Origin of the sequence: Sphaerisporangium sp. B11E5, from assembly GCF_039871875.1 — a bacterium.
In the GTDB taxonomy this organism is placed as follows: Bacteria; Actinomycetota; Actinomycetes; order Streptosporangiales; family Streptosporangiaceae; genus Sphaerisporangium.
Genome location: NZ_JBDPMD010000061.1, coordinates 1 through 21950, shown reverse-complemented (window position 1 = coordinate 21950; position 21950 = coordinate 1). Strand labels below are relative to the sequence as shown.

General features: G+C 71.4%; 26 protein-coding genes. 16 read left to right on the top strand and 10 right to left on the bottom strand.

The window, feature by feature from the left end:
• Nucleotides 1-57: 57 nt before the first annotated feature.
• Nucleotides 58-1740 (bottom strand): DNA polymerase/3'-5' exonuclease PolX, encoded by a 1683-nt coding sequence (polX, locus tag ABGB17_RS34505; protein WP_347637740.1) that lies wholly within the window; start codon nucleotides 1738-1740, stop codon nucleotides 58-60.
• A gap of 190 nt (nucleotides 1741-1930) precedes the next feature.
• Here polX and ABGB17_RS34500 point away from each other — a divergent pair, with 190 nt between their 5' ends.
• The 3 genes from ABGB17_RS34500 to ABGB17_RS34490 are packed head-to-tail and all read left to right on the top strand — an operon-like array spanning nucleotide 1931 to nucleotide 4021.
• The gene (locus ABGB17_RS34500; RefSeq protein WP_347637738.1) at nucleotides 1931-2692 is read left to right on the top strand and encodes a DUF2589 domain-containing protein; all 762 of its coding nucleotides are present in this window, start codon (nucleotides 1931-1933) and stop codon (nucleotides 2690-2692) included.
• A 28-nt stretch (nucleotides 2693-2720) separates the two neighbouring features.
• A complete protein-coding gene (locus ABGB17_RS34495; protein ID WP_347637736.1) occupies nucleotides 2721-3452 on the top strand; it encodes a hypothetical protein in 732 nt (243 codons plus the stop codon).
• A gap of 2 nt (nucleotides 3453-3454) precedes the next feature.
• On the top strand, nucleotides 3455-4021 hold the full coding sequence (locus tag ABGB17_RS34490) for a hypothetical protein (protein ID WP_347637734.1): 567 nt from the start codon (nucleotides 3455-3457) through the stop codon (nucleotides 4019-4021).
• Between the two features lie 77 nt (nucleotides 4022-4098).
• Here the strand turns inward: ABGB17_RS34490 and ABGB17_RS34485 are convergent, their stop codons facing one another.
• The 5 genes from ABGB17_RS34485 to ABGB17_RS34465 form a co-directional block, all read right to left on the bottom strand.
• Nucleotides 4099-5073: an aldo/keto reductase gene (locus tag ABGB17_RS34485; protein ID WP_347637732.1), complete on the bottom strand. Its 975-nt coding sequence runs from the start codon at nucleotides 5071-5073 to the stop codon at nucleotides 4099-4101.
• A 219-nt stretch (nucleotides 5074-5292) separates the two neighbouring features.
• Nucleotides 5293-6225 carry a hypothetical protein gene (locus ABGB17_RS34480; RefSeq protein WP_347637730.1) on the bottom strand — a complete coding sequence of 311 codons (933 nt, stop codon included), beginning with the start codon at nucleotides 6223-6225 and terminating at the stop codon, nucleotides 5293-5295.
• Nucleotides 6222-6485 (bottom strand): helix-turn-helix transcriptional regulator, encoded by a 264-nt coding sequence (locus ABGB17_RS34475; RefSeq protein ID WP_347637775.1) that lies wholly within the window; start codon nucleotides 6483-6485, stop codon nucleotides 6222-6224. Before ABGB17_RS34475 ends, ABGB17_RS34480 begins: the two co-directional genes overlap by 4 nt.
• Before the next feature lie 295 nt (nucleotides 6486-6780).
• Complete coding sequence (locus ABGB17_RS34470) at nucleotides 6781-7635, bottom strand: haloalkane dehalogenase (RefSeq protein ID WP_347637728.1); 855 nt, start codon at nucleotides 7633-7635, stop codon at nucleotides 6781-6783.
• A complete protein-coding gene (locus ABGB17_RS34465; RefSeq protein WP_347637726.1) occupies nucleotides 7628-8110 on the bottom strand; it encodes a MarR family transcriptional regulator in 483 nt (160 codons plus the stop codon). The genes ABGB17_RS34470 and ABGB17_RS34465 overlap by 8 nt, the downstream gene beginning before the upstream one ends.
• An 87-nt stretch (nucleotides 8111-8197) precedes the next feature.
• Here ABGB17_RS34465 and ABGB17_RS34460 point away from each other — a divergent pair, with 87 nt between their 5' ends.
• The 7 genes from ABGB17_RS34460 to ABGB17_RS34430 all read left to right on the top strand — a co-directional run bounded on the left by ABGB17_RS34460 (nucleotide 8198) and on the right by ABGB17_RS34430 (nucleotide 12345).
• Nucleotides 8198-8590 carry a RidA family protein gene (locus ABGB17_RS34460; RefSeq protein WP_347637724.1) on the top strand — a complete coding sequence of 131 codons (393 nt, stop codon included), beginning with the start codon at nucleotides 8198-8200 and terminating at the stop codon, nucleotides 8588-8590.
• 265 nt (nucleotides 8591-8855) lie between these two features.
• Nucleotides 8856-9140 carry a hypothetical protein gene (locus ABGB17_RS34455; protein ID WP_347637722.1) on the top strand — a complete coding sequence of 95 codons (285 nt, stop codon included), beginning with the start codon at nucleotides 8856-8858 and terminating at the stop codon, nucleotides 9138-9140.
• A 93-nt stretch (nucleotides 9141-9233) separates the two neighbouring features.
• The gene (locus ABGB17_RS34450) at nucleotides 9234-10091 is read left to right on the top strand and encodes an alpha/beta hydrolase (RefSeq protein WP_347637719.1); all 858 of its coding nucleotides are present in this window, start codon (nucleotides 9234-9236) and stop codon (nucleotides 10089-10091) included.
• Nucleotides 10092-10151: 60 nt separating this feature from the next.
• Nucleotides 10152-10433, top strand: coding sequence for a hypothetical protein (locus tag ABGB17_RS34445; RefSeq protein WP_347637717.1), 282 nt, complete (start codon nucleotides 10152-10154; stop codon nucleotides 10431-10433).
• 225 nt (nucleotides 10434-10658) lie between these two features.
• Nucleotides 10659-11483: a helix-turn-helix transcriptional regulator gene (locus tag ABGB17_RS34440; protein ID WP_347637715.1), complete on the top strand. Its 825-nt coding sequence runs from the start codon at nucleotides 10659-10661 to the stop codon at nucleotides 11481-11483.
• Entirely contained in the window at nucleotides 11473-11679 is a 207-nt protein-coding gene (locus tag ABGB17_RS34435) for a DUF397 domain-containing protein (protein WP_347637713.1), read from the top strand. Before ABGB17_RS34440 ends, ABGB17_RS34435 begins: the two co-directional genes overlap by 11 nt.
• 231 nt (nucleotides 11680-11910) lie before the next feature.
• The gene (locus ABGB17_RS34430; protein ID WP_347637711.1) at nucleotides 11911-12345 is read left to right on the top strand and encodes a nuclear transport factor 2 family protein; all 435 of its coding nucleotides are present in this window, start codon (nucleotides 11911-11913) and stop codon (nucleotides 12343-12345) included.
• 4 nt (nucleotides 12346-12349) lie between these two features.
• Here the strand turns inward: ABGB17_RS34430 and ABGB17_RS34425 are convergent, their stop codons facing one another.
• Nucleotides 12350-12910, bottom strand: a complete 561-nt coding sequence (locus ABGB17_RS34425; RefSeq protein ID WP_347637709.1) for a hypothetical protein — start codon at nucleotides 12908-12910, stop codon at nucleotides 12350-12352.
• A 531-nt stretch (nucleotides 12911-13441) separates the two neighbouring features.
• Here ABGB17_RS34425 and ABGB17_RS34420 point away from each other — a divergent pair.
• Nucleotides 13442-13753, top strand: coding sequence for a hypothetical protein (locus ABGB17_RS34420; protein WP_347637707.1), 312 nt, complete (start codon nucleotides 13442-13444; stop codon nucleotides 13751-13753).
• Here ABGB17_RS34420 and ABGB17_RS34415 read toward each other — a convergent pair.
• Nucleotides 13750-14718 carry a magnesium transporter CorA family protein gene (locus tag ABGB17_RS34415; RefSeq protein WP_347637705.1) on the bottom strand — a complete coding sequence of 323 codons (969 nt, stop codon included), beginning with the start codon at nucleotides 14716-14718 and terminating at the stop codon, nucleotides 13750-13752. The genes ABGB17_RS34420 and ABGB17_RS34415 overlap by 4 nt on opposite strands.
• Nucleotides 14719-14825: 107 nt before the next feature.
• On the opposite strand from ABGB17_RS34415, the gene ABGB17_RS34410 reads away from it, so the two are divergent.
• On the top strand, nucleotides 14826-15779 hold the full coding sequence (locus ABGB17_RS34410) for a GNAT family N-acetyltransferase (protein WP_347637703.1): 954 nt from the start codon (nucleotides 14826-14828) through the stop codon (nucleotides 15777-15779).
• A 6-nt stretch (nucleotides 15780-15785) separates the two neighbouring features.
• Here ABGB17_RS34410 and ABGB17_RS34405 read toward each other — a convergent pair whose 3' ends face one another.
• Nucleotides 15786-17168 carry an MFS transporter gene (locus ABGB17_RS34405; RefSeq protein ID WP_347637701.1) on the bottom strand — a complete coding sequence of 461 codons (1383 nt, stop codon included), beginning with the start codon at nucleotides 17166-17168 and terminating at the stop codon, nucleotides 15786-15788.
• A 103-nt stretch (nucleotides 17169-17271) separates the two neighbouring features.
• Between ABGB17_RS34405 and ABGB17_RS34400 the strand changes: the two genes are divergently transcribed.
• The 4 genes from ABGB17_RS34400 to ABGB17_RS34385 all read left to right on the top strand — a co-directional run bounded on the left by ABGB17_RS34400 (nucleotide 17272) and on the right by ABGB17_RS34385 (nucleotide 21191).
• A complete protein-coding gene (locus ABGB17_RS34400; RefSeq protein ID WP_347637699.1) occupies nucleotides 17272-18147 on the top strand; it encodes a helix-turn-helix transcriptional regulator in 876 nt (291 codons plus the stop codon).
• An 86-nt stretch (nucleotides 18148-18233) separates the two neighbouring features.
• Complete coding sequence (locus tag ABGB17_RS34395; protein WP_347637697.1) at nucleotides 18234-19112, top strand: ribokinase; 879 nt, start codon at nucleotides 18234-18236, stop codon at nucleotides 19110-19112.
• A gap of 12 nt (nucleotides 19113-19124) precedes the next feature.
• Nucleotides 19125-20300 (top strand): CoA transferase, encoded by a 1176-nt coding sequence (locus tag ABGB17_RS34390; RefSeq protein WP_347637695.1) that lies wholly within the window; start codon nucleotides 19125-19127, stop codon nucleotides 20298-20300.
• Nucleotides 20301-21191 (top strand): CoA ester lyase, encoded by an 891-nt coding sequence (locus ABGB17_RS34385; protein WP_347637693.1) that lies wholly within the window; start codon nucleotides 20301-20303, stop codon nucleotides 21189-21191.
• A 54-nt stretch (nucleotides 21192-21245) separates the two neighbouring features.
• Here ABGB17_RS34385 and ABGB17_RS34380 read toward each other — a convergent pair.
• Nucleotides 21246-21950, bottom strand: a 705-nt coding sequence (locus tag ABGB17_RS34380) for a cytochrome c oxidase assembly protein (RefSeq protein WP_347637691.1), incomplete at its 5' end; no start/stop codon positions are given.

Genomic DNA, 21950 nt, shown 5'->3' with positions numbered 1-21950 from the left:
GCGCGCGACTCGTCCGGCCCCGGTCCTGATCGGCGGCCGGGTGGGCAGGTCCTTGGCCTAGGAGGCGAGGAGGTCGAGGAGGCGGTCCAGCGGCCAGGTGTTGATCACGTCGGCGGTGGTCAGGCCGCCGCGCTGGGCGATGCCCACCCCGAAACGCATGTTGGCCAGGTGGGGCACCGCGTGGGAGTCGCTGTCGATGGAGAACCTCACGCCGTGGTGGCGGGCCATCCGCACCAGGTCCGAGGGGAGGTCGGCGCGGTCGGGGTAGGCGTCGATCTCCATCACCGTGCCGGTGCGGGCCGCCGCGGCGAAGACCGTCTCCCAGTCGGCGTCCACCGGCGGTCTCTTGCCGATCTTGCGGGTGGTGGGGTGGCCGATGACGTGCACGTACGGGTTCTCGCAGGCGGCGACGAAGCGCCGGGTCATCTCCTCGCGCGACTGGGTGAAGTGGGAGTGGACCGACGCCACGCACACGTCGAACTCCGCAAGGATCTCGCCCGGCCAGTCGACCGTGCCGTCCGGGGCGATGTTCAGCTCGGTGCCGTGCAGCAGCCGCATGTCGGGGAAGCGCTCCTGCAGCCGGTGCAGTTCCTCGCGCTGCTCGCGCATCTTCTCCAGCGTCATGCGCTGCATGAACAGGTTGGGGGCGTGGTCGGTCACCGCGTAGTAGGCGTACCCGCGCGCGGCGGCGGCCGTGACCATCTCCTCCAGCGTCGCGACGCCGTCGGTGAGGTCGGTATGGGTGTGCAGGTCGCCCTTCAGGTCCCCGGTCGTCACGAGCTCGGGCAGCGTCCCCTTGAGCGCCGCCTCGATCTCACCGCCGTCCTCGCGCAGCGGCGGCGGCACCCACTGCATGCCGAGCGCCCCGTAGATGTCCTCCTCGGTGCGGGACGCGATCACGGCGTCGCCCTCGAAGAGCCCGTACTCCGACAGCTTCCACCCGCGTTTGACGCACATCTCGCGCAGGCGCACGTTGTGCTCCTTGGACCCGGTGAAGTACTGCATGGCGGCGCCCCACGACTCGCCGGGCACCACCCGCAGATCGACCTGCAGGCCCCGGTCGGCGCGGATCGACGTCTTGTGCTCGCCGCTCGCGATCACCTCGGTGACGTACGGCTGGGCCTTGAACTCGTCCATCAGGCTCACCGGCCCGACGGCCAGCACGTCGATGTCCCCGACGGTGTCCTTCATGCGCCGCAGCGACCCGGCGTAGGCGATCCTCTCGGCGGGCAGCGACGCGATCACCCGTTCCGCGAGGTCCATCGCCACCCCGAGGTGCACCCGCGTGCCCGCCCGCTGAAGCTCCTCGATGCCCTTGAGCAGGTTCTCCTCGGTCTTCGCCCCGAACCCCCGCACCCCCGCGAGCCGCCCGTCCCTGATCGCCTGCCCCAGCTCCTCGGGGGAGGCGATGCCGAGCTCACGGAACAGCAGCACCGCCTTCTTCGGCCCCAGCGACGCGATCCTCGTCATGCGCCGCACCCCCTCAGGCACCTCCTCGCGCAGCGCGTCGAGCTGCCGGAAGCTGCCCCGTTCGAGGTACTCCTCGACCTTCTTCGCGATCGCCTCACCGACCCCGGGCACCCCGCGCACGTCCACCCGCGAGATGTCCTCAGGATGCCCCGCGATCGCCTTGGCCGCCTTCTGGTACGACCGCACCCGGAACGCGTCCCCGCCCGTCATCGCGAACAGGTCCGCGTACTCCTCAAGCGCCGCCGCGGCCCCGTCATTAGCCCGCCCCATACCCGTCACCCTACGCCGTCCGGGCGCCGGTTGGTGTTCCAACTTCCTCCTTGCGGCCATGTTCACGGGCATGGAATATGGACGTGTTCCTGGAATTACCCGGCACTTCGGCATGCCGGTTCTGTGGCTCGCTATTCCATAATTCAGGCGGCCTTGACGGCGGCGTGCCGCTTGAAAAGAAGGGGAAGAGATGGCCGATTCGAACGTGCCCGGCGAGCGCGGGGACGAGGCGGCGAACCCGGCGAACCCCGCGAGCCCCGAGGAGGTCGCCGCCGCGGCGGGGGACCTGGCGCACGCCGCCGTCGGCGCGGTGGCGTCCGCCGCGGAGGCCCCCGTCGACGTCATGTCGACGCCGTCCACGGACTTCTCCAGCGACCTCAACAACATCGACTTCCGCAAGATGATCGGCGGCCCGCTCCAGGCGGCGGTGGACGCCCAGGTGGCCTCCGCGATGGCCGCGGTCGACTTCATCACCAAGGTGGGGTTCTCGGACCCGAAGCCGCCGGCGGGAGGGACGGGGGGAGGAACCGGGGGAGGAGGCGCGGAGCACAAGCCCGACCTCAGCAAGCGTGAACTGGTGATGGTGGACTTCTCGCACACCCGCACCGACGTCGGTCCCGACGGCAAGGACGTGCTGAGGACGACCCACGTGCGGGTGCCGCTGCTGGCCATGCTCCCCATCCCGTCCCTGCGCATCGAGCACGTCGTCGTCGACTTCAACGTCAAGCTCAACTCCGTGGAGAGCGCGAGCGTCTCGGACGACCTCGGGGTGGGGGCCGAGGCCGGCGGCGGCTTCGGCCCGGTGAACTTCAAGGTCTCGGCGACCTACCAGCGCAAGACCGCGAGCAACGTCGAGGTGAAGAAGGAGTACGCGCTCAACGTGAATGTGAAAGCCGTTCAGGACGAGCTGCCGGCGGGATTGGAGAAGGTCATCGGCATGCTCTCGGCGTGATTGGCGGACACGAGCGAGGGGGAGCGCGTTGGCGGACGTCAGGCTGGGCGACTACGCCGGTCACCTGTTTCTCGAGATGGTCAGGGCGCGGGAAATGGCGGACGCCTACTCGCGGACCGTCGCCGAGCGGTACGCGAGCGACCCGGTGATGCGGCATTTTCCCGCGCCGCGATTCACGATGCCGAAAGTGAGCCTTTCCATTCCCGTTCTGGTGTCCGATGTGCGGTTCCGTAGCCTGACGCGTTTCGCCTTTCCCGCCGAGGAGTTCGCCGGGTTCGTCGCCGCCCGCGCCGCCGGCGTCCAGGCCCATGTGGCGGTCGCCGACGGCAAGGACCTCCCCGGGCCGGGGGGCACGCCGTCCGCCGGGCTGGCGGGCATCGTCCACGAGTTCCACGAGCGGCTCACGGCCAACCCCGAGCCGCACCACCCGGACCCGATCGTGACCGTGATGTGGGAGCGGGTCTTCACCACCGGTCTGCGGGAGGCCGGCCTGCTGGAGCCCTACACCCGGTCCGACCCGGCGCGTGACCTGCTGGCCCGCACGACCCGTGAGGTGCTCGACGCCGTCCGGCGAAGGACGGTGGTGGAACGCACCGAGATCGAGAGCCTGCTCGTCGACCCGGAGACGGCCGTGGTGAGGAGCGGCGGCGGGACGAGTGTCTGCACGGTCAACGTCGAACTGGTGGAGGAAGGCGTGTACTTCCGGTCCTTCCGCGACGAGACGACCGGCCAGACGCGGACCGTCGTCGAGTTCGAGTAGCCGTGCGCCCCTTCCTGCACGAACGGCTCCGCAGGTACGAGGAGCTGCTGGAGCTGTCCAACGACGCCTTCCGCGCGTACTCGGCACTCGACCTCGGCCTCGGCGACGCCGTCCTCCGGTTCCTGGACGGCGCGAGCTCCGGCTACCAGGCCATCGGCGCGGCCGGCGGCGAGAACGACATGCTCGCCCTCAAGGCCCAGTTCGTGTCCGCCCGCGCCGGCGTCCACCCGCTCACCTTCGAACGCGTCACCCAGCGCCGCCGCGAGACGGAACGGGCCATGGCCCTGCACGTTCTCGTACGCGGCGCCGAGCGTCTGCGCGGCGACCACGCCGAGGTCCAGCGGACCCTGGCCGAGACCAGGGACCAACTCCTGCCCCTTCTGGCGTACCTCGCCCAGAAAGGCGTGCTCTCCCTGGCCCCCGGCCGTCCCCGCACCCAGCCGGAGCTGGAGCACGTCTGGCGCTCACTCCTCGACGACCCCGAGGCCGGCCCGGCGGCCCGGCGGATCGCCCTGAGCCTGAACCCGGCCGACATCCTCCTGATGCTCGCCGACCTGCTCACCGGTTGACCAGGCCGCCTCCGCGCCGGTCCGGCACCCCTGGTGGCGCCCCACGGACATCGAATCCCCGGCGTGATCTGATCGGCTCAGTGCTTGACCGGCCGCGTCACGTACGGCTCGGCCAGGGACGCCAGCTCCTTGTCGCTCAGCCGCAGATCGACCGCCGCCACCGCGTCGTCGATGTGCCGCTCCTTGGTCGCCCCGATGATCGGCGCCGACACCCCGGGCTGCGCCATCAGCCACGCCAGCGCCACCTGCGCCGCCGGCACCCCGCGCTCGGCGGCCGTCTCCGCCACCCGCCGCAGCACCGCCGCGTCCCCGGGCCCCCCGTACAGCTCCTCGATCCGCCCGTCCTCCCCGGCCCGCGTCGTCCCCTGCCCGTCGCCCCCGGCCCGCGCCAGCAACCCCCGGGCCAGCGGGCTCCACGGGATCATCCCGACCCCCTGGTCCACGCACAGAGGCACCATTTCCCGCTCTTCCTCTCGGTAAAGAAGGTTGTAGTGGTCCTGCATCGACACGAAACGCGTCCACCCGTTCACCTCGGCCACGTGCTGCGCCTTGGCGAACTGCCACGCGAACATGCTGGAGGCGCCGATGTACCGGGCCTTGCCGGCGCGCACCACGTCGTGCAGGGCCTCCATCGTCTCCTCGATCGGCGTGGCGTCGTCCCATCGGTGGATCTGGTAGAGGTCCACATGGTCCGTGCCGAGCCGCGTCAGTGACGCGTCGATCGCCGACATGATGTGCTTGCGCGACAACCCGGCGTCGTTCACCGCCTCCCCGACGGGGAAGAACACCTTGGTGGCGAGCACGTACTCCTCGCGCCGCGTGAACACCTCCCGCAGCAGCCGTCCCGTCACCTCCTCCGACGTCCCGAACGAATACACGTCCGCCGTGTCGAAGAACGTCACCCCCGCCTCGGCCGCCCTCCTCACCAGCGGCCTGCTCCGCTCCTCGTCCAGCACCCACCCCTGCCACCGCTCCGGATCGCCGAAGCTCATCATCCCCAGGCAGACCCGCGACACCTTCATCCCGGTCCGCCCCAGCCGCACGTACTCCATGACACCCTCCCGCCCGACGAGACCCGATCACCCGCCACGCTAACCCTGTCGTGCGGGCCGGGGATGTGCGGGTCCCACGCATGGCACGGCCCTCTACGGGGGCGGTCACATTCGTGAAGATGGTGGGACGCCACCCCGGCCCACGTCGAACCGGGGCTCAGACGGCAAGCTGATCTCCAACACCGGTCCCCCGCTGCTCCTATGAAGGCATTTGAAGATCTACTTGACGCGCCAGCGCTTGCGTAGCCACTCGATCCCTGCGTAGAAGGCGACGAGGCCGGGCAGGGTGAAGAGTGCCGATCCCCACCCCTGTTGGAGGTGGATGTTGACGATACCCCAGGCGAGAAGAGGTCCGAGAAATCCCCACGTCCGGACGTCGGACGACAATAGCCAGTACGTGAGACGGAACGCTATGTCTCGTGCGTAATATGTCGGGCGTCGAAGGCTTAATCGGAGAGGGAAGGCGCGGAGCACTTGATTGATCGAATAGCGGACCTGCGCCAGCCTTGGAGCCTTTCCTGACGCAATGTCATGCAGATCCGCCAGAAGTTCTTCTCGATAACGCTCCCGGTTTGCGCTGGGCACGATTTGAATAGCGACTTTGAGTAGGCCGGCCGCAGGCCGTGACACGTCGCCTGGGCGGTTTGCAACGTCTGAACTGTGTATGGAGTCAAGGGCAGCCCGAGATGCTTCGCTCATGGCCCAGGCGGTCCGGGAGAGCTCGTACAAGATCCAGGCCATTACACGCAGCGTGTGGCTCAGTTCGACCCCTACTTCATGCCCTGTGGTGATCAGATAGCGCGGGCGGTCGAGGGGGCGTTCGCAATTGATCTTGTCGATGAGAATTCGGATGTAGTCGCGCGCCTCGTAGATGTGGTGATCTATTTCAAGACGGCGGGCGAGCGTGTGTACGGAATTCAGCTTGTGCTCGAATGTCCGACTGAGCGCATCGAGGCGGTTGAGGTAGGCGACAACGTCCATATAGACCGCCAGGTTGGACGAGTGTGCTTGATCGATGAACGTGTCGAATTCGTGGGCGAACTCGAGCGCCTCGCTTTGGGTGCGTTCAGCTTCACCGGCGAGTTGAACGGCTACAGCCAGTTTGACGGTTGCATCGCGTTCCGTGATCGCTCGAGCGTTTTGAGTACTCACGTAGCACCGCCCATAATCGGACGCTGAGGCAGGAGGGACAATTGAGGTGTCTTCGTAGAGGCCTCGGCAAGCGCCACACGCGCTTGCTCCAGCCCGTCTGGTGTCAACTGGTAGTAACGTCGCCGCGGGCGTTTGGCTTCATGGGGATCGAGGTCCTCCCACCGGGACTCGAGCCAGCCGATTCCCTCTAGGCGGGCGAGGATCGGATGGATGGTGCCCGGTTGGAGGCCGGCTGCGGCGCAGATCTCCAGGCCGTACATTTCGCGGGTCGCGTCTACCAGGAGCGCGCGGAGCACAAGTTGGGTCTGAAGGGTCATCCGTGGTGTACCCATACTCGTACTCTACCTAGGGTCGGATGTGAATGTGGTTACTTCGTGGCAGTGCTGGTGACAGAGATCCCTCTGGGCCTGGTGTGTTTTCCTGGACCAAAGAGGTCTTCACCGCGTGTGCTCGCCGGGGCTGGGGGGACCCGTGCATGGCCAGGCCCTCTCCGCCGTGCGGGGCGAAGAGGGCCGGGGGGAGCGGGCGAGAGGTGAACCGTTCACCGCTGGGGAGCTAGCGCAGGGCGTGGCGGGTGGCCCAGGTGGTGACGGCGGTGGCGATCTCCGCGGGGCGGTCCTCGGGGGCGTGGTGGCCGGCGGGGCCGCAGTGGACGGTTTCGAGTGAGGCGATGTTCTCCGTGCACCAGGCGGCCATGCGGTCGTCGATGAGGAGGGTGGGGGAGCCCTCGAAGGTCATCAGGAGTTTGGGGACGCCGGGGCTCTTGGCGAGCCACGCGTCGTAGGCCTCGATGCGGACGAGCAGGTCGGCGGGGTCGCCGTCCAGGGGGAGCTGGCGGGCCCAGGCGAGGAGGGGGCGGCGGCTGTCGCGGGTGGGGTAGGGGGCGAGGTACGGCGCCAGGGCGTCCTCGGTGAGCGGGGTGAGCACGCCGCCGGTGAAGGCCTGGCGGACCATGAGGTTCTGGTCGAGCACCAGTTCCTCGCCCGCGTCGCCGCGGATCAGTTCCGAGCGTTTCCTGGCCTGGGGGGACAGGTCGTCCCAGGACATGGGCTTGACGATGGTCTCCAGGAAGGCGACGCCGAGCACCCGGCCGGGGTGGCGTGCGGCGTGGTCGAAGGCGAGGGCGCCGCCCCAGTCGTGGCCGACCAGCACGACGCGGTCCAGGCCGAGGGCGTCGAACCAGGCGTCGAGGTAGCGGGCGTGGTCGGCGAAGCGGTAGGGGATGTCGGGTTTGCCGGACCTGCCCATGCCGATGAGGTCGGGTGCCAGCATCCGCCCGGGGCCCATCCGGGGCAGGACGTCGCGCCACAGGTGGGACGAGGCCGGGTTGCCGTGCAGGAACACGAACGGCGTCCCGCTCCCGGAGTCCTCGTAGTGCATGGTCGAGTCGAGTACACGTACCTCAGGCATCGGGGTTCCTCTCGGTGTCGGGGAGGTCGAGGGGGGCGTCCAGCAGGGCCGTCAGGTCGCGGACGAACGCCGCGGTACGCGGGTCGTCCCGTCCGCCGAGCGGCTGGAGCAGGCGGTCGAGCAGTGCTCGCACGGTGCCGATGGCGGGGCGGACGGCCTCCCGGCCCTGGGGGGTGAGCGCGAGCCGTACCGCCCGGGTGTCCCTGGGGTCCCGGGTGCGCTCGATGAGGCCGTCGGCCTCCAGCGTGCGGGCCAGCTTGGACACGTACAGCGCCTCCAGGCCGGTGTGGCCGGCCAGTTCGCGCTGGCTGGGGGACGTCTCGGCGCCCTCCATGCCGTACAGGGAGGCCAGCACCACGTACTGGCTGTGGGTCAGGCCGCGCGGGGCGAGCGCGCGGTCCACGGCGACCCGCCACCTGTTGGCCAGCCGCCACACCAGGTATCCGGGGGTCGGCCCCGGCGGTTCCGTGCTCATGGGAAATAGAGTACATGGCTACTATGTACATGGCTACTGTCCAGTCGAGGGTGGCGAGCCCCGTGGCTGATCTTCTACGGTTCGTCCATGACCGAGCGGCGCGCGATCTTCAGTGGTTCCACGTTCGAGGAGCAGGTCGGGTATGCCAGGGCGGTGGTGGACGGCGACCACGTCCACGTCTCCGGCACCACCGGCTTCGACTACGCCACCATGACCATCTCCGACGACATCGTCGACCAGGTGGAACAGTGCCTGAGCAACATCGAGTCGGCCCTGACGGAAGCCGGGTGCACCTTCGCCGACGTCGTCCGCGTCCGCTACCTGCTGCCCGACCGCGACGACTTCGAGCACTGCTGGCCCGCCATCCACCGTGCCCTCGGCCCGAACCGCCCCGCCGCCACGATGATGCAGTGCGGCCTCTCCGACCCCCGCATGAGGATCGAGATCGAGGTCTACGCCCGGCGCCCCTGCGGCGCCTGACCCCGGGCCGGGGCGGGAAAGTCGATTGCCCGCCCCGAGCCGCCCGCCCTAGCATGACGCCCATGTCGCACCCAGCAGCCACCGTCGTGAGCAGGCCCAGCTGACGTACACGGAACGCCCGCCGCGCGCGGACGCGCGCGGCCTGTGGCTGGTCGACATCGACGGCACCCTCGCCCTGCGCGGCGACCGCAGCCCCTACGACTGGGACCGCGTCGGCGAGGACGTCCCCAACGCCCCGGTCGTCGCCGTCGTCCAGGCACTGTTCGTGGCCGGCCACCGGATCGCCTACCTGTCCGGCCGCAAGGAGCGGTGCCGCCGCCAGACGGAGTTCTGGCTCGCCACCCACATCGGCCACTGGGACCACACCGAGGGCCTGTGGATGCGCGCCGACCACGACAACCGGCCCGACGTCAAAGTCAAACGCGACATCTACCGCCGCCACTTCGCCCACCAGGGCGTGACCGGCGTCATCGACGACCGCAGGTCCGTCGTGACGATGTGGCGCGCTCTCGGCCTGACCGTCCTCCAGGTCGCCGAGGGCGATTTCTGACCACCCGGCCACCCCACCGGGACGTCCGGCGCACCGGCGTCCCCCACCGGGGACGAGGCGCGCGGCCCCGCCCTCTTCGAAAGGAACGTGCTCATGCCTGCGTTCACCTCATATGACGGAACCCGGCTCGCCTACCACGTCCAGGGCCAGGGAGCCCCGCTGATCTGCGTCCCCGGCGGCCCGATGCAGGACTCGGCCTACCTCGGTGACCTCGGCGGCCTGTCCGGGCACCGCCGCCTGGTCAGGCTGGACCTCCGGGGCACCGGCGCCTCGGCACCCCCCGAGGACCCCGCGACGTACCGCTGCGACCGCCTGGCCGCCGATGTGGAGGCCCTGCGCGTCCACCTCGGCCTCGACCGCATGGACCTGCTGGCCCACTCGGCGGGCACCAACATCGCCGTCCACTACGCCACCCGCCACCCCGCCCGCGTCGGCAGGCTGGTCCTCGTCACCCCCAGCCTCGCCGCCCCCGGCATCCCCGTCACCGGCGAGGACCGCCTGGACATCGCCCGCCTTCGTGAGAACGAACCGTGGTACCCCGAGGCCTTCGCCGCCCTGACCGGCATCGTCTCCGGCCACCCCGCCCCGGACGCGTGGGACGCCATCGCCCCCTTCTCCTACGGCCGCTGGACCACCGAGAACCAGACCCTCCACAAGGCCGACGCCACCCAGCGCAACCAGGAAGCCGCCGCCGTCTTCGCCTCAGAGGGCGCCTTCACCCCCGAGGCCACCCGCGTCGCCCTCGGATCCCACCCTTCCCCCGTCCTCCTCCTGGCCGGCGCGTACGACCTGAACTCCGTCCCCTCCGCCGTGGCCGGATACGCGGCCCTCTTCCCGGACGCCGATTGCGTCACCCAGCCGGAGACAGGTCATTTCCCCTGGCGCGACGCCCCCGCCCGCTTCACGACGACCGTCGCCACCTGGCTGAGGGACGGCACCCCGGCCGCCTGACATCCGAATACGGCGGTCGTAGGAGATCTGAAACCACACCGTGCGGCCGGCGGCGTCCTGGTGGACACCCCATTCGCGGGAAATCAGCTCGACGAGCATGAGGCCGCGGCCGCTCTCGGCGAGCGCGCCGCGATCGGCGCGGGATATCGTGCCGCCGCCGGCGTCCGTCACGTCGACGTGAATGAAGGTGTGGCAGTCGGCCATGGCCACGGTCGCCTTTCCGCCGTCGCGGGAGGCGGAATGCATTATGGCGTTGGTGACCAGTTCGGACACCAGGAGGGTCACCTCGTCCACGGCCGGGTGGTGGGGGCCGAGTTTTTCCCGTACGAACTTCCTGGCTAGGGATACCGACTCGGGTGCGCCGATGAGGTCGACGGCTCCCAGCAGATTTCCTGGCGTCATGGGTGCGCCCTTTTCCGGGATTCGTTGTCGTGGAAACTTCGCCCCACCAGGATGGCGACGGAGGGCTATGATTCGTTGCCGAAAGTGACGACGTTCTGCCGACAGTTCCTGTCAGCAGGTTTGTCGATTTACCGGATCGCCCGGCTTCGGAGAGGTGGGTGTGATTTGTCCCCCCGGAAAGAGATAGATCCCAATGAATCGCCACGGGCATTCTTCGCCTACGAACTGCGCCGTCAGCGTGAGCTGGCGGGGCTGACGCAGCGGCAGCTCGCCGCGCGCATGGGGTTCTCCGATTCGCTGGTCAATCTGGTGGAGCTGGCCAAGCGCGCCCCGACCGAGCGGTTCGCGGAGCTCTGCGACCGGGCCCTGGGCATCGAGGGCACCATGGTGCGGCTGTACGGCGCCACGCGCTGGAAGCAGGCGCCTGAGCACTTCCGGCCCTGGCTGGAGGAGGAGCAGGACGCGACGGGGCTGCGCGCCTGGGAGCCGACGATCGTGCCGGGGCTGCTCCAGACGGAGGCGTACGCCCGGGAGATCCTGGCGAGCTCGCCGGGGACGACCGAGGAGCAGTTGGAGGAACGGCTGGCGGGGCGCATGCAGCGGCGCTCGATCCTCAACCGGGAGTGCCCGCCCGCGGTCAACGTCGTCATCGACGAAGCTGTCATCCGCCGCACCATCGGCGGGCCCGCGGTCATGGCGGAGCAGCTCGAATTCCTGCTGGAGATGGCCCGGCATCCCGACGTGACGATCCAGGTCGTGCCGTTCTCGCCTCAGGCCCACTGCGGGCTGGTCGGTGGATTCATCATCGCTGAGCGCAACGGTTCCCCGTACGCCGCATACGCGGAGGCGCAGCCGTACGGGCGGACCGTCGACGATCGCTCCACGATCGCGCGGCTGGTCCGTAGGTATGACGCGATCCGCGCCGAAGCCGTACCGTTCAAGCAGTCACTCCTACTCATAGAGGAAGCGGTGCACCAAAGTGGTTTCTGACCTTCGAAACGCGGAATGGCGCAAGAGCAGCTTCAGCGGAGATGAGGGCGGCAACTGCGTGGAAGTGGCCTGGGGCCCCGCGGGGCTGGTCGCGGTGCGGGACAGCAAGGACACCGGTGGCGCTGTGGTGATGTGTGCCCGGCGTGAGTGGTCCCTGTTCCTGGGGGCGGTCAAGGCGGGCATACCGGTCGGCTGAGCGGCCGTCGGCGTGGGTGACTCCCACCAGGCCACCCGGTACGACGCCTCGTCCATCGACGGCAACCGGACGTCCAACCCAGAAAATCTACAATGTAAAGGCGGTGGGTGTGGGCTCCCGGCGGCACGCCGGGACCGGCCAGGGAAAGCTCCGCACCGAGCAGGACGAGGACCGTCCGGCCGTACCAGAATGAGCAGGAATGGAAGTCTTCCTGATCATGGAGGTTGGGCCGTGACGACGACCGCCGAGAGTTTCCGTGCCGCCGTGGAGAAGCGTGATCTCGGGGCGTTGGAGGAGTTGTTCGCCGAGGACATCCGGTTGTACAGCCCCGTGAAGTTCACCCCGTTCGAAGGCAGGCAGATGGTGATGGGCCTGTTCGGGGTGCTGATGCGCACGTTCGAGGAGTTGAGGTACATCGGGAGCTTCACCGGCACGGCGGAGACCAGCGCGGACGGCCAGGAGACGCCGTCGGAGATCCTGCTCTTCCGCGCCACGGCCGGAGGCAAGCAGATCCACGGCATGGACATGCTGCACTTCGACGAGGCCGGCCTGATCAAGGAGTTCACGGTCATGGTGCGCCCCCACTCGGCCGTGCAGGCCCTCGGCGAGGCCGTGCTCACCGGCCTCGTCGCGGACGGCCTGGTCCCCGTGGCCGCCGAGCACTGACGGGTCAGGCGACGCGCACCCGGAAATCGATGCTCGTCCCCGCGAGCGTGGCGGTGACGTGCCAGCAGCCGGGCTCGGGGAAGCCGAGCCCGCCGGCCTGGAACCCGGTCGGCCCGTAGCCGGACGGGATGTGCGGCACCATCGTCCCCTTGCCGACGTCCCGCCGGTTCCCCGCGCCGGTCACCCGCGTGGCCCCGACCGTCAACGGCCCCTCGGCGAGCCGCCACCACCCGACCTTCATGGCGTACCCGTCCGGTCCCTTCTCCGGCCGGTAGGAGGGATCGGGCAGCGACACCCAGAGCACCCCTTCGCCGTACCACCGGTCCTCCCCGTCCCGCGGCACCCCGGCCGGCGGCTCGGCCTTCCGGTCCGCGGGCTCGGTGACGGCACAGTCCTCCGCCTCCGGCGCGGCGGTGGTCGCCGCGGTCGCGGTGGAGACGGCCGGGGACGGCGGGGTGGACGCGGCCCGGGACGGGGACCCGGCGGGGCGGCTGCAGCCGGCGAGGGACGCGGCGCAGAGGGCGAGGGACGCGGTGGCCGTGAGGGCGGCCTTCGGGTGACGCATCGGTGGGTTCCTTGTCGGTCTGCCGGGACGGGGACGTCATGCCTCATACCGGCCGTGCGCCGCGGGAGGTTCCCGGCGGAGCATCCGCGGCGAAGGCTCCCGCCGGGGGCAGGGTGACGAGCAACTATCGGGAATCTTCTTGCCGGGCGTGCGAGGGCTTCCTACGTTCGAGTGCATGGCCTTATGTCGGGGGGTGCCGGGTGGTGGTCATGGGTGGTGACGAGGGCCGGCGGGAGGAGGCGGCGGTCCGGGCGGCTTATCGGCTGAGACGGGTGCTGGAGGGGCACGGGATCAGTGGGGAGGTGCATGAGGGCAGGGGGGTGGCGTTGGTGGCGGTGTGCGCGGATCTGGTGGCGTGGACCGACGGGCGGTGTTATTTCTGGTGGTCGGGGGTGGTGTCGGAGACGACGCGGCGGCGCACGTACAGCTACAGCCCGGCGGACGATCCGGTGACCACGGCGCGGCGGGTGGCGGGGCGGTACGCGGAGTTGCGGGGACGCGGCGCGGCGGACAAGGAACCGGGGAGGTGGGGTGACGGCAGGGGAGGACGACGCGGCCGAGGCGCCGGACGGGCTCCGGGAACGGGGCCGGGTGAACCGGGGGAGCGTGAGACGGGTGCGGGCGGCGATGGCGCTGATCGTGGCGAGTGAGCGGCAGCGCAGGCGGGCGGAGTGCCTGATGCACTGCTGGCGGCTGAACCGTGCCGGGCTGGACGAGGCGGCGCGTGCCCTCGGCACGCCGCCGGTGTCGGACGAGGAGTGGAACGCCATCCAGGACGGACGCGGCGCCCGCCGGGGCCAGGGCCGTCCGTTCTCCTGGAACGGCCCCGGATCACCGGCCTAGAGCCACTCGTTCTTGCGGAACACGACGTACAGCGCCACCGAGATCGCCGCGATGAGCGCGGTGGAGGACCAGAAGCCGGCGGCGTGGCCGAAGCCGGGGTAGGGGATGTTCTGGCCGTAGAACCCGGTGATGGCGGTGGGGACGGCGATGATGGCGGCCCAGCTCGTGACGCGTTTCATGATGTCGTTCATGCGGTTGCCCTGCAGGTTGAGATGGGTCTCGTAGACGTTGCCCACCAGTTCGCGCAGGGACTCGGTCCATTCCGACACGCGCAGCACGTGGTCGTAGACGTCCTGGTAGTAGGGCGCCATGTCGGACGGGATGATCTCCAGGTCGCGGTGCATGAGGCTGGTCACGACCTCGCGCATCGGGAGCACGATGCGGCGGAAGCGGACGGTGGTGCGGCGGATGTCGAACATCTGGCGCTGCATGGCGCGGCCGGTCGCGGGGGTGTCGGAGAAGAGCTGGTCCTCCAGTTGCTCCACCCGGTCGTCCAGGTCCTCGGCGACGTCGAAGTGGCCGTCCACCACGTAGTCGAGCACGCCGTGCAGCAGGAACGCGACGCCGTGCTTGGCCATGCGCGGGGTGTTGTCCCAGCGGGCGATGATCGCGTCGATGTCGCAGGAGTCGCTGTCGCGCACGGTGACCAGGGCGTTCTTGGTCACGAAGAGCGACAGTTCGGACAGGTCGAGCCCGCCGTTGGTGAGCCTGACGGCGTAGACCGTGAGGAACAGGTGGCTGTCGTAGACGTCGATCTTCGGCCGCTGGTGGGGGTGGAGCGCGTCCTCGATCGCCAGCGGGTGCAGCCCGAGCTCCTCGCTGACCACGGCCAGCTTCTCCGGCGTCGGGCTGAGCAGGTCGAACCACACGACGGCCTCGGGGTCGTGCAGGTGGTCGGAGACCTCCGCGACGGGGAACCCCTCGGCCTCCAGAACGCCGTGACGGTACAGACGGGTGCGCGCCATGGCCGACCAGCTTAACGCGCGGCATCTTCACATTTCCGGCGGACCGTGGCGGCGGCTTCGGGAAAACCTGTTCGATCCCGTGCGGGCCGAGGTGTAGAACGGGGTTCGTGAACGACGGCACGAAGACGCCGGAGGGGCCGTACGAGGTGCGGCGCCCCGAGGTGGACGACGCGGGGGCGATCCACGGGCTGGTGGCGGCATGCGACACCGAGGTGCTGGGGCACCCGGACATGACGCTCGACGACGTGGCGGACGAGCTGACGGACCCGGCACTCGACCGGTCGCGGGACGCCTGGGTGGTGCTGCGCGACGGCGACGTCGTGGGGTGGGGATATGCCCGCCGCAAGGGGGACGGCGGGGAGTGCGACATCGAGGTCTGCTCGCTGGACGAGCGGGTGGCGGCCTGGTTGTGGGACGTCGTGCTCGGCCGGGTACGCGAGATCGCCGACGAGGCGGCCGCGCCGCGCGCCGTGGCCGACGTCGGCCTCTACCCGCGGGACACCCGCAAGCGTGAGCTGGCCGAGCGGCACGGTTTCGCCGCCGAGCGCAGCTTCCACCGCCTGCGCGTCGACCACGACGGCGCGGTGGACGCCCCCCGTCCGCCGCACGGCGTCGAGGTGCGCCGGGCCGCCGAGGCCGAGCACCTCCTCAGGGCGGCGCACCAGGTGCACCAGAAGGGCTTCGCGGAGCACTTCGGCTTCGTGGCCCGCGACTACGACGGGTGGCGCGCGGAGTTCGAGGCGTCCAGCACGCACGACTGGGGGCAACTCCTGCTGGTCACGGTCGACGGCACACCCGCCGGCATGCTGCTCGGTTCCGACATGTTCGTCTCCGACGAGAACTCCGGGTACGTCCGCGTGCTGGCGGTGCTGCCCGAGTTCCGCGGCCGGGGCCTCGGCCGCCTGCTGCTGCGGCACGCCTTCGCGGTGGACGCCGCCAAGGGCCGGGCGGCCACCTACCTGCACGTGGACTCGGCCAACACCTCCCCGGCGCTGGACCTCTACCTGTCGGCGGGCATGCGCCCGGTCCTCACCATCGACATCTGGCGCCGCGCGTGGTGACCGGCGTCAGCGGCGCAGCAGCGGCAGGGCGAGGCCCGCGCCGATCAGCGCCGGCACGGTCAGCGCCACCTGGGTGACGGCGAGCGCGTGCGGGGTCGCGCCGAGCCCGAGGAACAGGCTGCCGAACGTCGCCACCCCCACCACCTGCCCGAGCTGCAGCGTGGTGGCCAGCAGGCCGCTCGCGTCCGGCGCGTCCGCGGGGGCCACCCGGGCCAGCGCCACGGTGAACAGCGGGCTGTAGGCGGCGCCGAGCCCGGCCCCGGCGACGAGGAGCAGGATCTCCAGGTACGGCTCGCCGTGCCCGCCCCCGGCGAGCACCCCGCCGATGCCGAGGTATCCGGCGGCGGCCAGCACGAAGCCCGCCGGGATCAGCGCCCGGTGCAGCCGGGCGGGCAGCCGCTGCCACGTCAGGCTGATCCCGGCGAACCCGGCCGCGCCGGACGCGAAGGTCAGCCCGGCCCGCATCGGGCCGTCCCCGAGCGCACCCTGGAGATACAGCCCCAGGGCGAACAGGAACCCGCCCCAGGTGAGCATGGCCGCGAAGACGCCGAGCGTGGCGAGCGACAGCCCAGGGGCCCGCAGCAGCCGGCCGGAGATCAGCGGGTGCCGGGCCCGCCGCTCCACCAGCGTGAACACCCCGGCGAGCACCACGCCGGCCGCCATCGACGTCCAGCCCCACAGCGGCCAGTGCCGTTCGTGCCCGAGCACCAGCGGCACCACGATCAGGCACACCGCCGCCGACAGGGTGACCAGTCCCGGCACGTCCACCCCCTGGTGGCGCGGCACGTGGTCGCGGGGCAGCAGCCGCGCCCCGTACGCCAGCAGCACGAGGCCGATCGGCACGTTCACCAGGAACACCGGCCGCCAGGACGAGCCGAACAGGTCGGCGCTCACCAGGGCCCCGCCGAGCACCTGCCCGGCCACGATCCCGCCCGCGAGCACGGCCGAGTAGGCGCTCAGCGCCCGGGCCCGCGCCGCGCCCTCGAACCGCAACTGGATGACGCTCAGCACCTGCGGCACCATGAGCGCCGCCCCGGCCCCCTGGACCAGGCGGAACACGATGAGCGCGGCCTCCGACCACGCGAGGCCGCAGGCCAGCGACGCGGCGGTGAAGACGGCGAGGCCGAGCAGGAACACGCGCCGCGCCCCGCGCAGCCCGCCGAGCCGGGCGCCGGTGATGAGCAGCATGGCGTACGCGACGGTGTACCCGGAGATGATGAGCTGGAGGCCCGAGCCGGACGCCTCCAGGCCGGCGCGGACGGTGGGGGCGGCGACGTTGACGATGGAGACGTCCAGAATCGCCATGAACTGGCCGGCGAGCACGACGGCGAGCACCCCGCCGGATGTGCGCGCGGCCCGGTGGTTCACGGGTGGAGCGGTTATGGTCACGCCGGCCATCGTGGTCCGCGGCGGATACGGGTGGTGAGAGCCTGCTTATCCTGGTACCGCCACCACCTGGCACGATGCCCGCTCACTTGGAAGTATGCGAAGCATGACCGGTGTACACCGCGTGACCACGACCCCGCCCCGGCGCGCCGAGCTGGCCGCGTTCCTGCGCAGCCGCCGCGCCCGCATCACGCCCGGCGACGTGGGGCTGCCGCCGGGGCCGCGCCGCCGCACCCCGGGGCTGCGGCGCGAGGAGGTCGCGCAGCTCGCCGGGGTCGGGGTCACCTGGTACACCTGGCTGGAGCAGGGCCGCCGCATCAACGCCAGCGTGCAGGTGCTCGACGCCGTCGCCCGCACGCTGCGCCTGGACGCCGCCGAGCGCGAGCACCTGTACCGCCTGGCCGACGTGCCCGAGGTGCCGCAGCACGAGTCCGGCGAGGAGCTCACCTCCGAGGTGCGCCAGATCCTGCACAGCCTGGATCCGATGCCCGCCTGCGTGTACAACGGCCGGTACGACCTGCTCGCCTGGAACGCCTCGTACGCCCTGCTGTTCCCGGCGATGGTCACCGAGGACCTGCCCCGGCGCAACGCGATCTGGCAGTGCTTCATGTGCCCGCCGTGCTGCCACCCCCTGCTCGACGCCGAGCAGGAACGCCCGCTGATGGTCGCCACGCTGCGCGCGTCGTTCGTGCGGCACCTCGGCGAGCCGTACTGGGAGGAGTTCGTGCGCGCCCTGTCCGCGGCCAGCCCCGACTTCGCCCGCATGTGGGCCGAGCACGAGGTGGCCCGCCCCGGCTCCCGGATGAAGATCTTCCAGCCCACCGGCACCGGCCTGGTGCGCACGATGTCCACCAGCATGGCGCTGTCCTCGCCGGCTGAGGCCCGCGTGGTCGTCTACACACCCATGGACGACGAGAGCCGCGACCGCCTCGCGTGGCTGCGTGCCAACCCCGCCCCCACGGTGGCCCCGCACACCCACTGAGCGGCCCCACCCCGTGCGGCAGGATCAGCGGGGGACCGGGCCTCACGGGGCCGGGCCCGCCCTGGCCCGGCGTGGAGGAGGCGGACGTGATCTCGGTGTTCGGCAGCGCGAACATGGACCTGGTGGCGTACACCCCGGTGGCCCCCAGGCGGGGGGAGACGGTGACCGGCCGGTCGTTCGCCACCGTCCCCGGCGGCAAGGGCGCCAACCAGGCCGTCGCGGCGGCCAGGGCGTCCGGCGCGGGCGCCGCGTTCATCGGGGCCGTGGGCGACGACGCGTTCGGCCCGGTGCTGCGCGGCGCGCTGGCCGGGGCCGGGGTGGACGTGTCGCGGCTGCGGGTGGTGCCCGGGTCGTCGGGCATCGCGCACATCGTGGTGGACGACGACGGCGGCAACTCGATCGTCGTCATCCCCGGCGCCAACGGCACCGTCACCGGGCCCACCGCGGAGGACCTCGACGTCATCGCGCGCTCCGACGCCCTGCTGCTCCAGCTCGAACTGCCCATGGAGGCCGTGGTCGCCGCCGCCCGCGCCGCCACGGTGCCCGTCGTGCTCACCCCGGCCCCCGCCGCCGAACTGCCGCCGGAACTGCTCGCCGCCGTCGGCCTGATCGTGCCGAACGAGCACGAGGCCGCCGCCATCACCGGCCACGCCGACCCGGGCGAGGCCCTGGAGGCGCTGCTGGAACTCGTGCCAGAAGCGGTGATCACTCTGGGCGCGCAGGGGGCACGATACGGATCGCGGACGGGGGAGCGGCTGCACGTCCCCGCCGTGCCGGTCCGGGCGGTGGACACCACGGCGGCCGGGGACGCCTTCGCCGGCGCGCTCGCCGTCGCCCGTGCCGAAGGCCGCCCGGCCCCCGAGGCGCTTCGGTTCGCGGCCACGGCGGCGGCCCTGTCGGTGCGGCGACCCGGGGCCGGCACGTCGATGCCTGCCCGGGCGGAGATCGACGCCGCGCTGCGATGAACGGGGGAACACATGGAAGGCGCTCTGGACGGCATCCGGGTCCTGGACCTGGCGACGCTGTTCGCCGGGCCGATGGCGGCGATGCTGCTCGGGGACTTCGGGGCGGACGTCATCAAGGTGGAGCACCCCGCCAGACCTGACCCGTCCCGCGGCCACGGGCCGGGCGGCCTGTGGTGGAAGATGCTCGCCCGCAACAAACGCACCATGACGCTGAACCTGTCCGCCCGCGAGGGACAGGACCTGCTGGTGCGGCTGGCCGCGGACGCCGACGTCGTCATCGAGAACTTCAGGCCCGGCACGCTGGAGCGCTGGAACCTCTCCTACGACCGGCTGCGCGCCGCCAGCCCCGGCCTGGTGCTGGCCCGGGTCACCGGCTTCGGGCAGTTCGGGCCGTACGCCCGCCGCCCCGGCTTCGGCACGCTCGCCGAGGCGATGAGCGGGTTCGCCGCGATGACCGGTGAGCCGGACGGCCCGCCCACGCTGCCGCCGTTCGGCCTGGCCGACGGCATCTGCGCGCTGGCGACGGCGTACGCGGTGATGACCGCGCTGCGGGCCCGGGAGACGACCGGCTCCGGGCAGGTGGTCGACATGTCGATCGTCGAACCCATCTTGACCGTGCTCGGCGCGCAGCCCACCGTCTACGACCGGCTCGGCGTGGTGCCGCCACGCACCGGCAACCGTTCCGTCAACAACGCGCCGCGCAACACCTACCGCTGCGCGGACGGCACGTGGGTCGCGGTGTCCACCTCGGCGCAGAGCATCGCCGAGCGCGTCATGCGCCTGGTCGGCCGCCCCGACCTGGCCGGGCGGCCGTGGTTCGCCACCGGCGCCGGGCGGGCCGAGCACGCCGACGAGCTGGACGCCGCCGTCGCCGCCTGGGTGGGCGCCCGGACCCGCGACGAGGTGCTGGAGGCGTTCGAGAAGGCCGAGGCCGCCGTCGCGCCGATCTACGACGTCCGCGACGTCATGACGGACCCGCAGCTCAGCGCCCTCGACGCCGTCACCACTGTCACGGATCCCGACCTCGGGCCGATGCGCATGCAGAACGTCATGTTCCGCCTGTCCGCCACCCCCGGCCGGATCAACTGGCCGGGCCGCCCCCACGGCTCCGACACCGCCGCCGTCCTGACCACCCTCGGCCTCACCCCCGCCGACCTCGACTCCCTGCGCGCCAAGGGCGTGATCTGAATGCTCACCTTGCTCTACACCCCCGCCGACCGCCCCGACCTGATCGCCAAGGCCCTCGCCGGCCCGTCCGACGTGATCGTCGTCGACCTGGAGGACGCCGTCGCCTCCGCCGCCAAGGACGCCGCACGCGCGGGCGTGGTCGCGTTGCTGACGTCGTTACGGCAGGGGGAGCGCCCCCGCGACCCCGCCGGTGCGCCTGCCGGTCATGTGCCCGCGCCGCGACGGCAGGACGGGGACGGCACCTTGGCGCGGGTGCAGGTGCGGGTGAACGACGTACGGACCGCCTGGGGCCGGGCCGACCTGCGGGCCCTCGCCGCGGTGGCGGCGGGGAGCGCGGGGCTGCGCCTGCCGAAGGCCGAGTCGCCCGCCCTGATCATGGCCGTCGCGGACGCCGTGCCCGGCGTGCCGCTGCACCCGCTCGTCGAGTCGGCCGTCGGCCTTGAACGGGCCTACGAGATCGCCACCGCGCACCCGTCGGTGGCGTCCATCGGCCTCGGGGAGGCCGACCTGCGGGCCGAGCTGGGCGTACGGGACGAGACGGGCCTCGCCTGGGCACGGTCCCGCATCGTGGTCGCCGCCAAGGCCGCCGGCCTGCCCGCCCCCGCCCAGTCCGTCTACACCGACTTCCGCGACCTGGACGGCCTCGCCGCCTCCTGCCGCCTCGGCCGCGCCATGGGTTTCCGCGGCCGGGCCGCCATCCACCCCGCACAACTCCCCGTCATCGTGGCCGCCTACCGCCCCACCGCCCCCGAGATCGCCGCCGCCGAGGCCGTCCTCACCGCCTCCGGCTCCGGCGCCACCGTCCTCCCCGACGGCCGTTTCGTGGACGAGGCCATCGTCCGCCAGGCCCGATCGACCCTCGCCGACGCCGCAGGCGGACGACAGCTCTGAGGGACCACCTCCCGCGCGAACCGGATCGGGAACGCCGTCGCGTCCTGCCCGCGCTCAACGGCCGACCACGCCCGCCTTGCCGCCGAGCCCGGGACGCCGGACCGGCCGCCAGGTGGCGACCAGCGCGAAGGCCAGCAGCAGCTCGGCGACGTCCCCGCCGTAGTACATCAACTCGGCCGCCCCCCGCCGCTGCTCCGGAGGCGCCGGCACGTCCACGAGCAGCCCTGCGTACATGAGCTGCGACAACGAGGCGTGCACGGCCACCGCGACCCCGAGCACCACCAGGCGGTGCGGCACCCCCGGCCGCCGCGGCGCCGGGTCAGGCCCGGCGATCACCCAGGCGTACAGGTACCCCGCCAGCAGGAAGTGCAGGTGCACCAGATGGTGGAGCACCGCCGACCCCGACACCACCCGGTACAGCGGCGTGCAGTACAGCACCACCATGCCCCCCACGCTGAGCACCAGCGCCGTCCACGGGTTCGCGAGCAGGTGACACACCCGGGACCGCACCACCCCCCCGACCCGCCTCCCCACCCCCACCGGCACCGACCGCAGCAGCAAGGTCACCGGCGCCCCCAGCACCAGCCCCAGCGGCGCGAACATCCCGATCAGCAGGTGCTGCACCATGTGCCCCCGGAAGTCCGCCGCCGCCTCCGCCACCGGCCCCGCGACCCCCAGCCCCAGCACCCCCGCCCCCACCAGGAAAGCCCCCGTCCGCCACGGGCTCCACCGCCCGTCCTGCCGCGCCACTGCCCACAC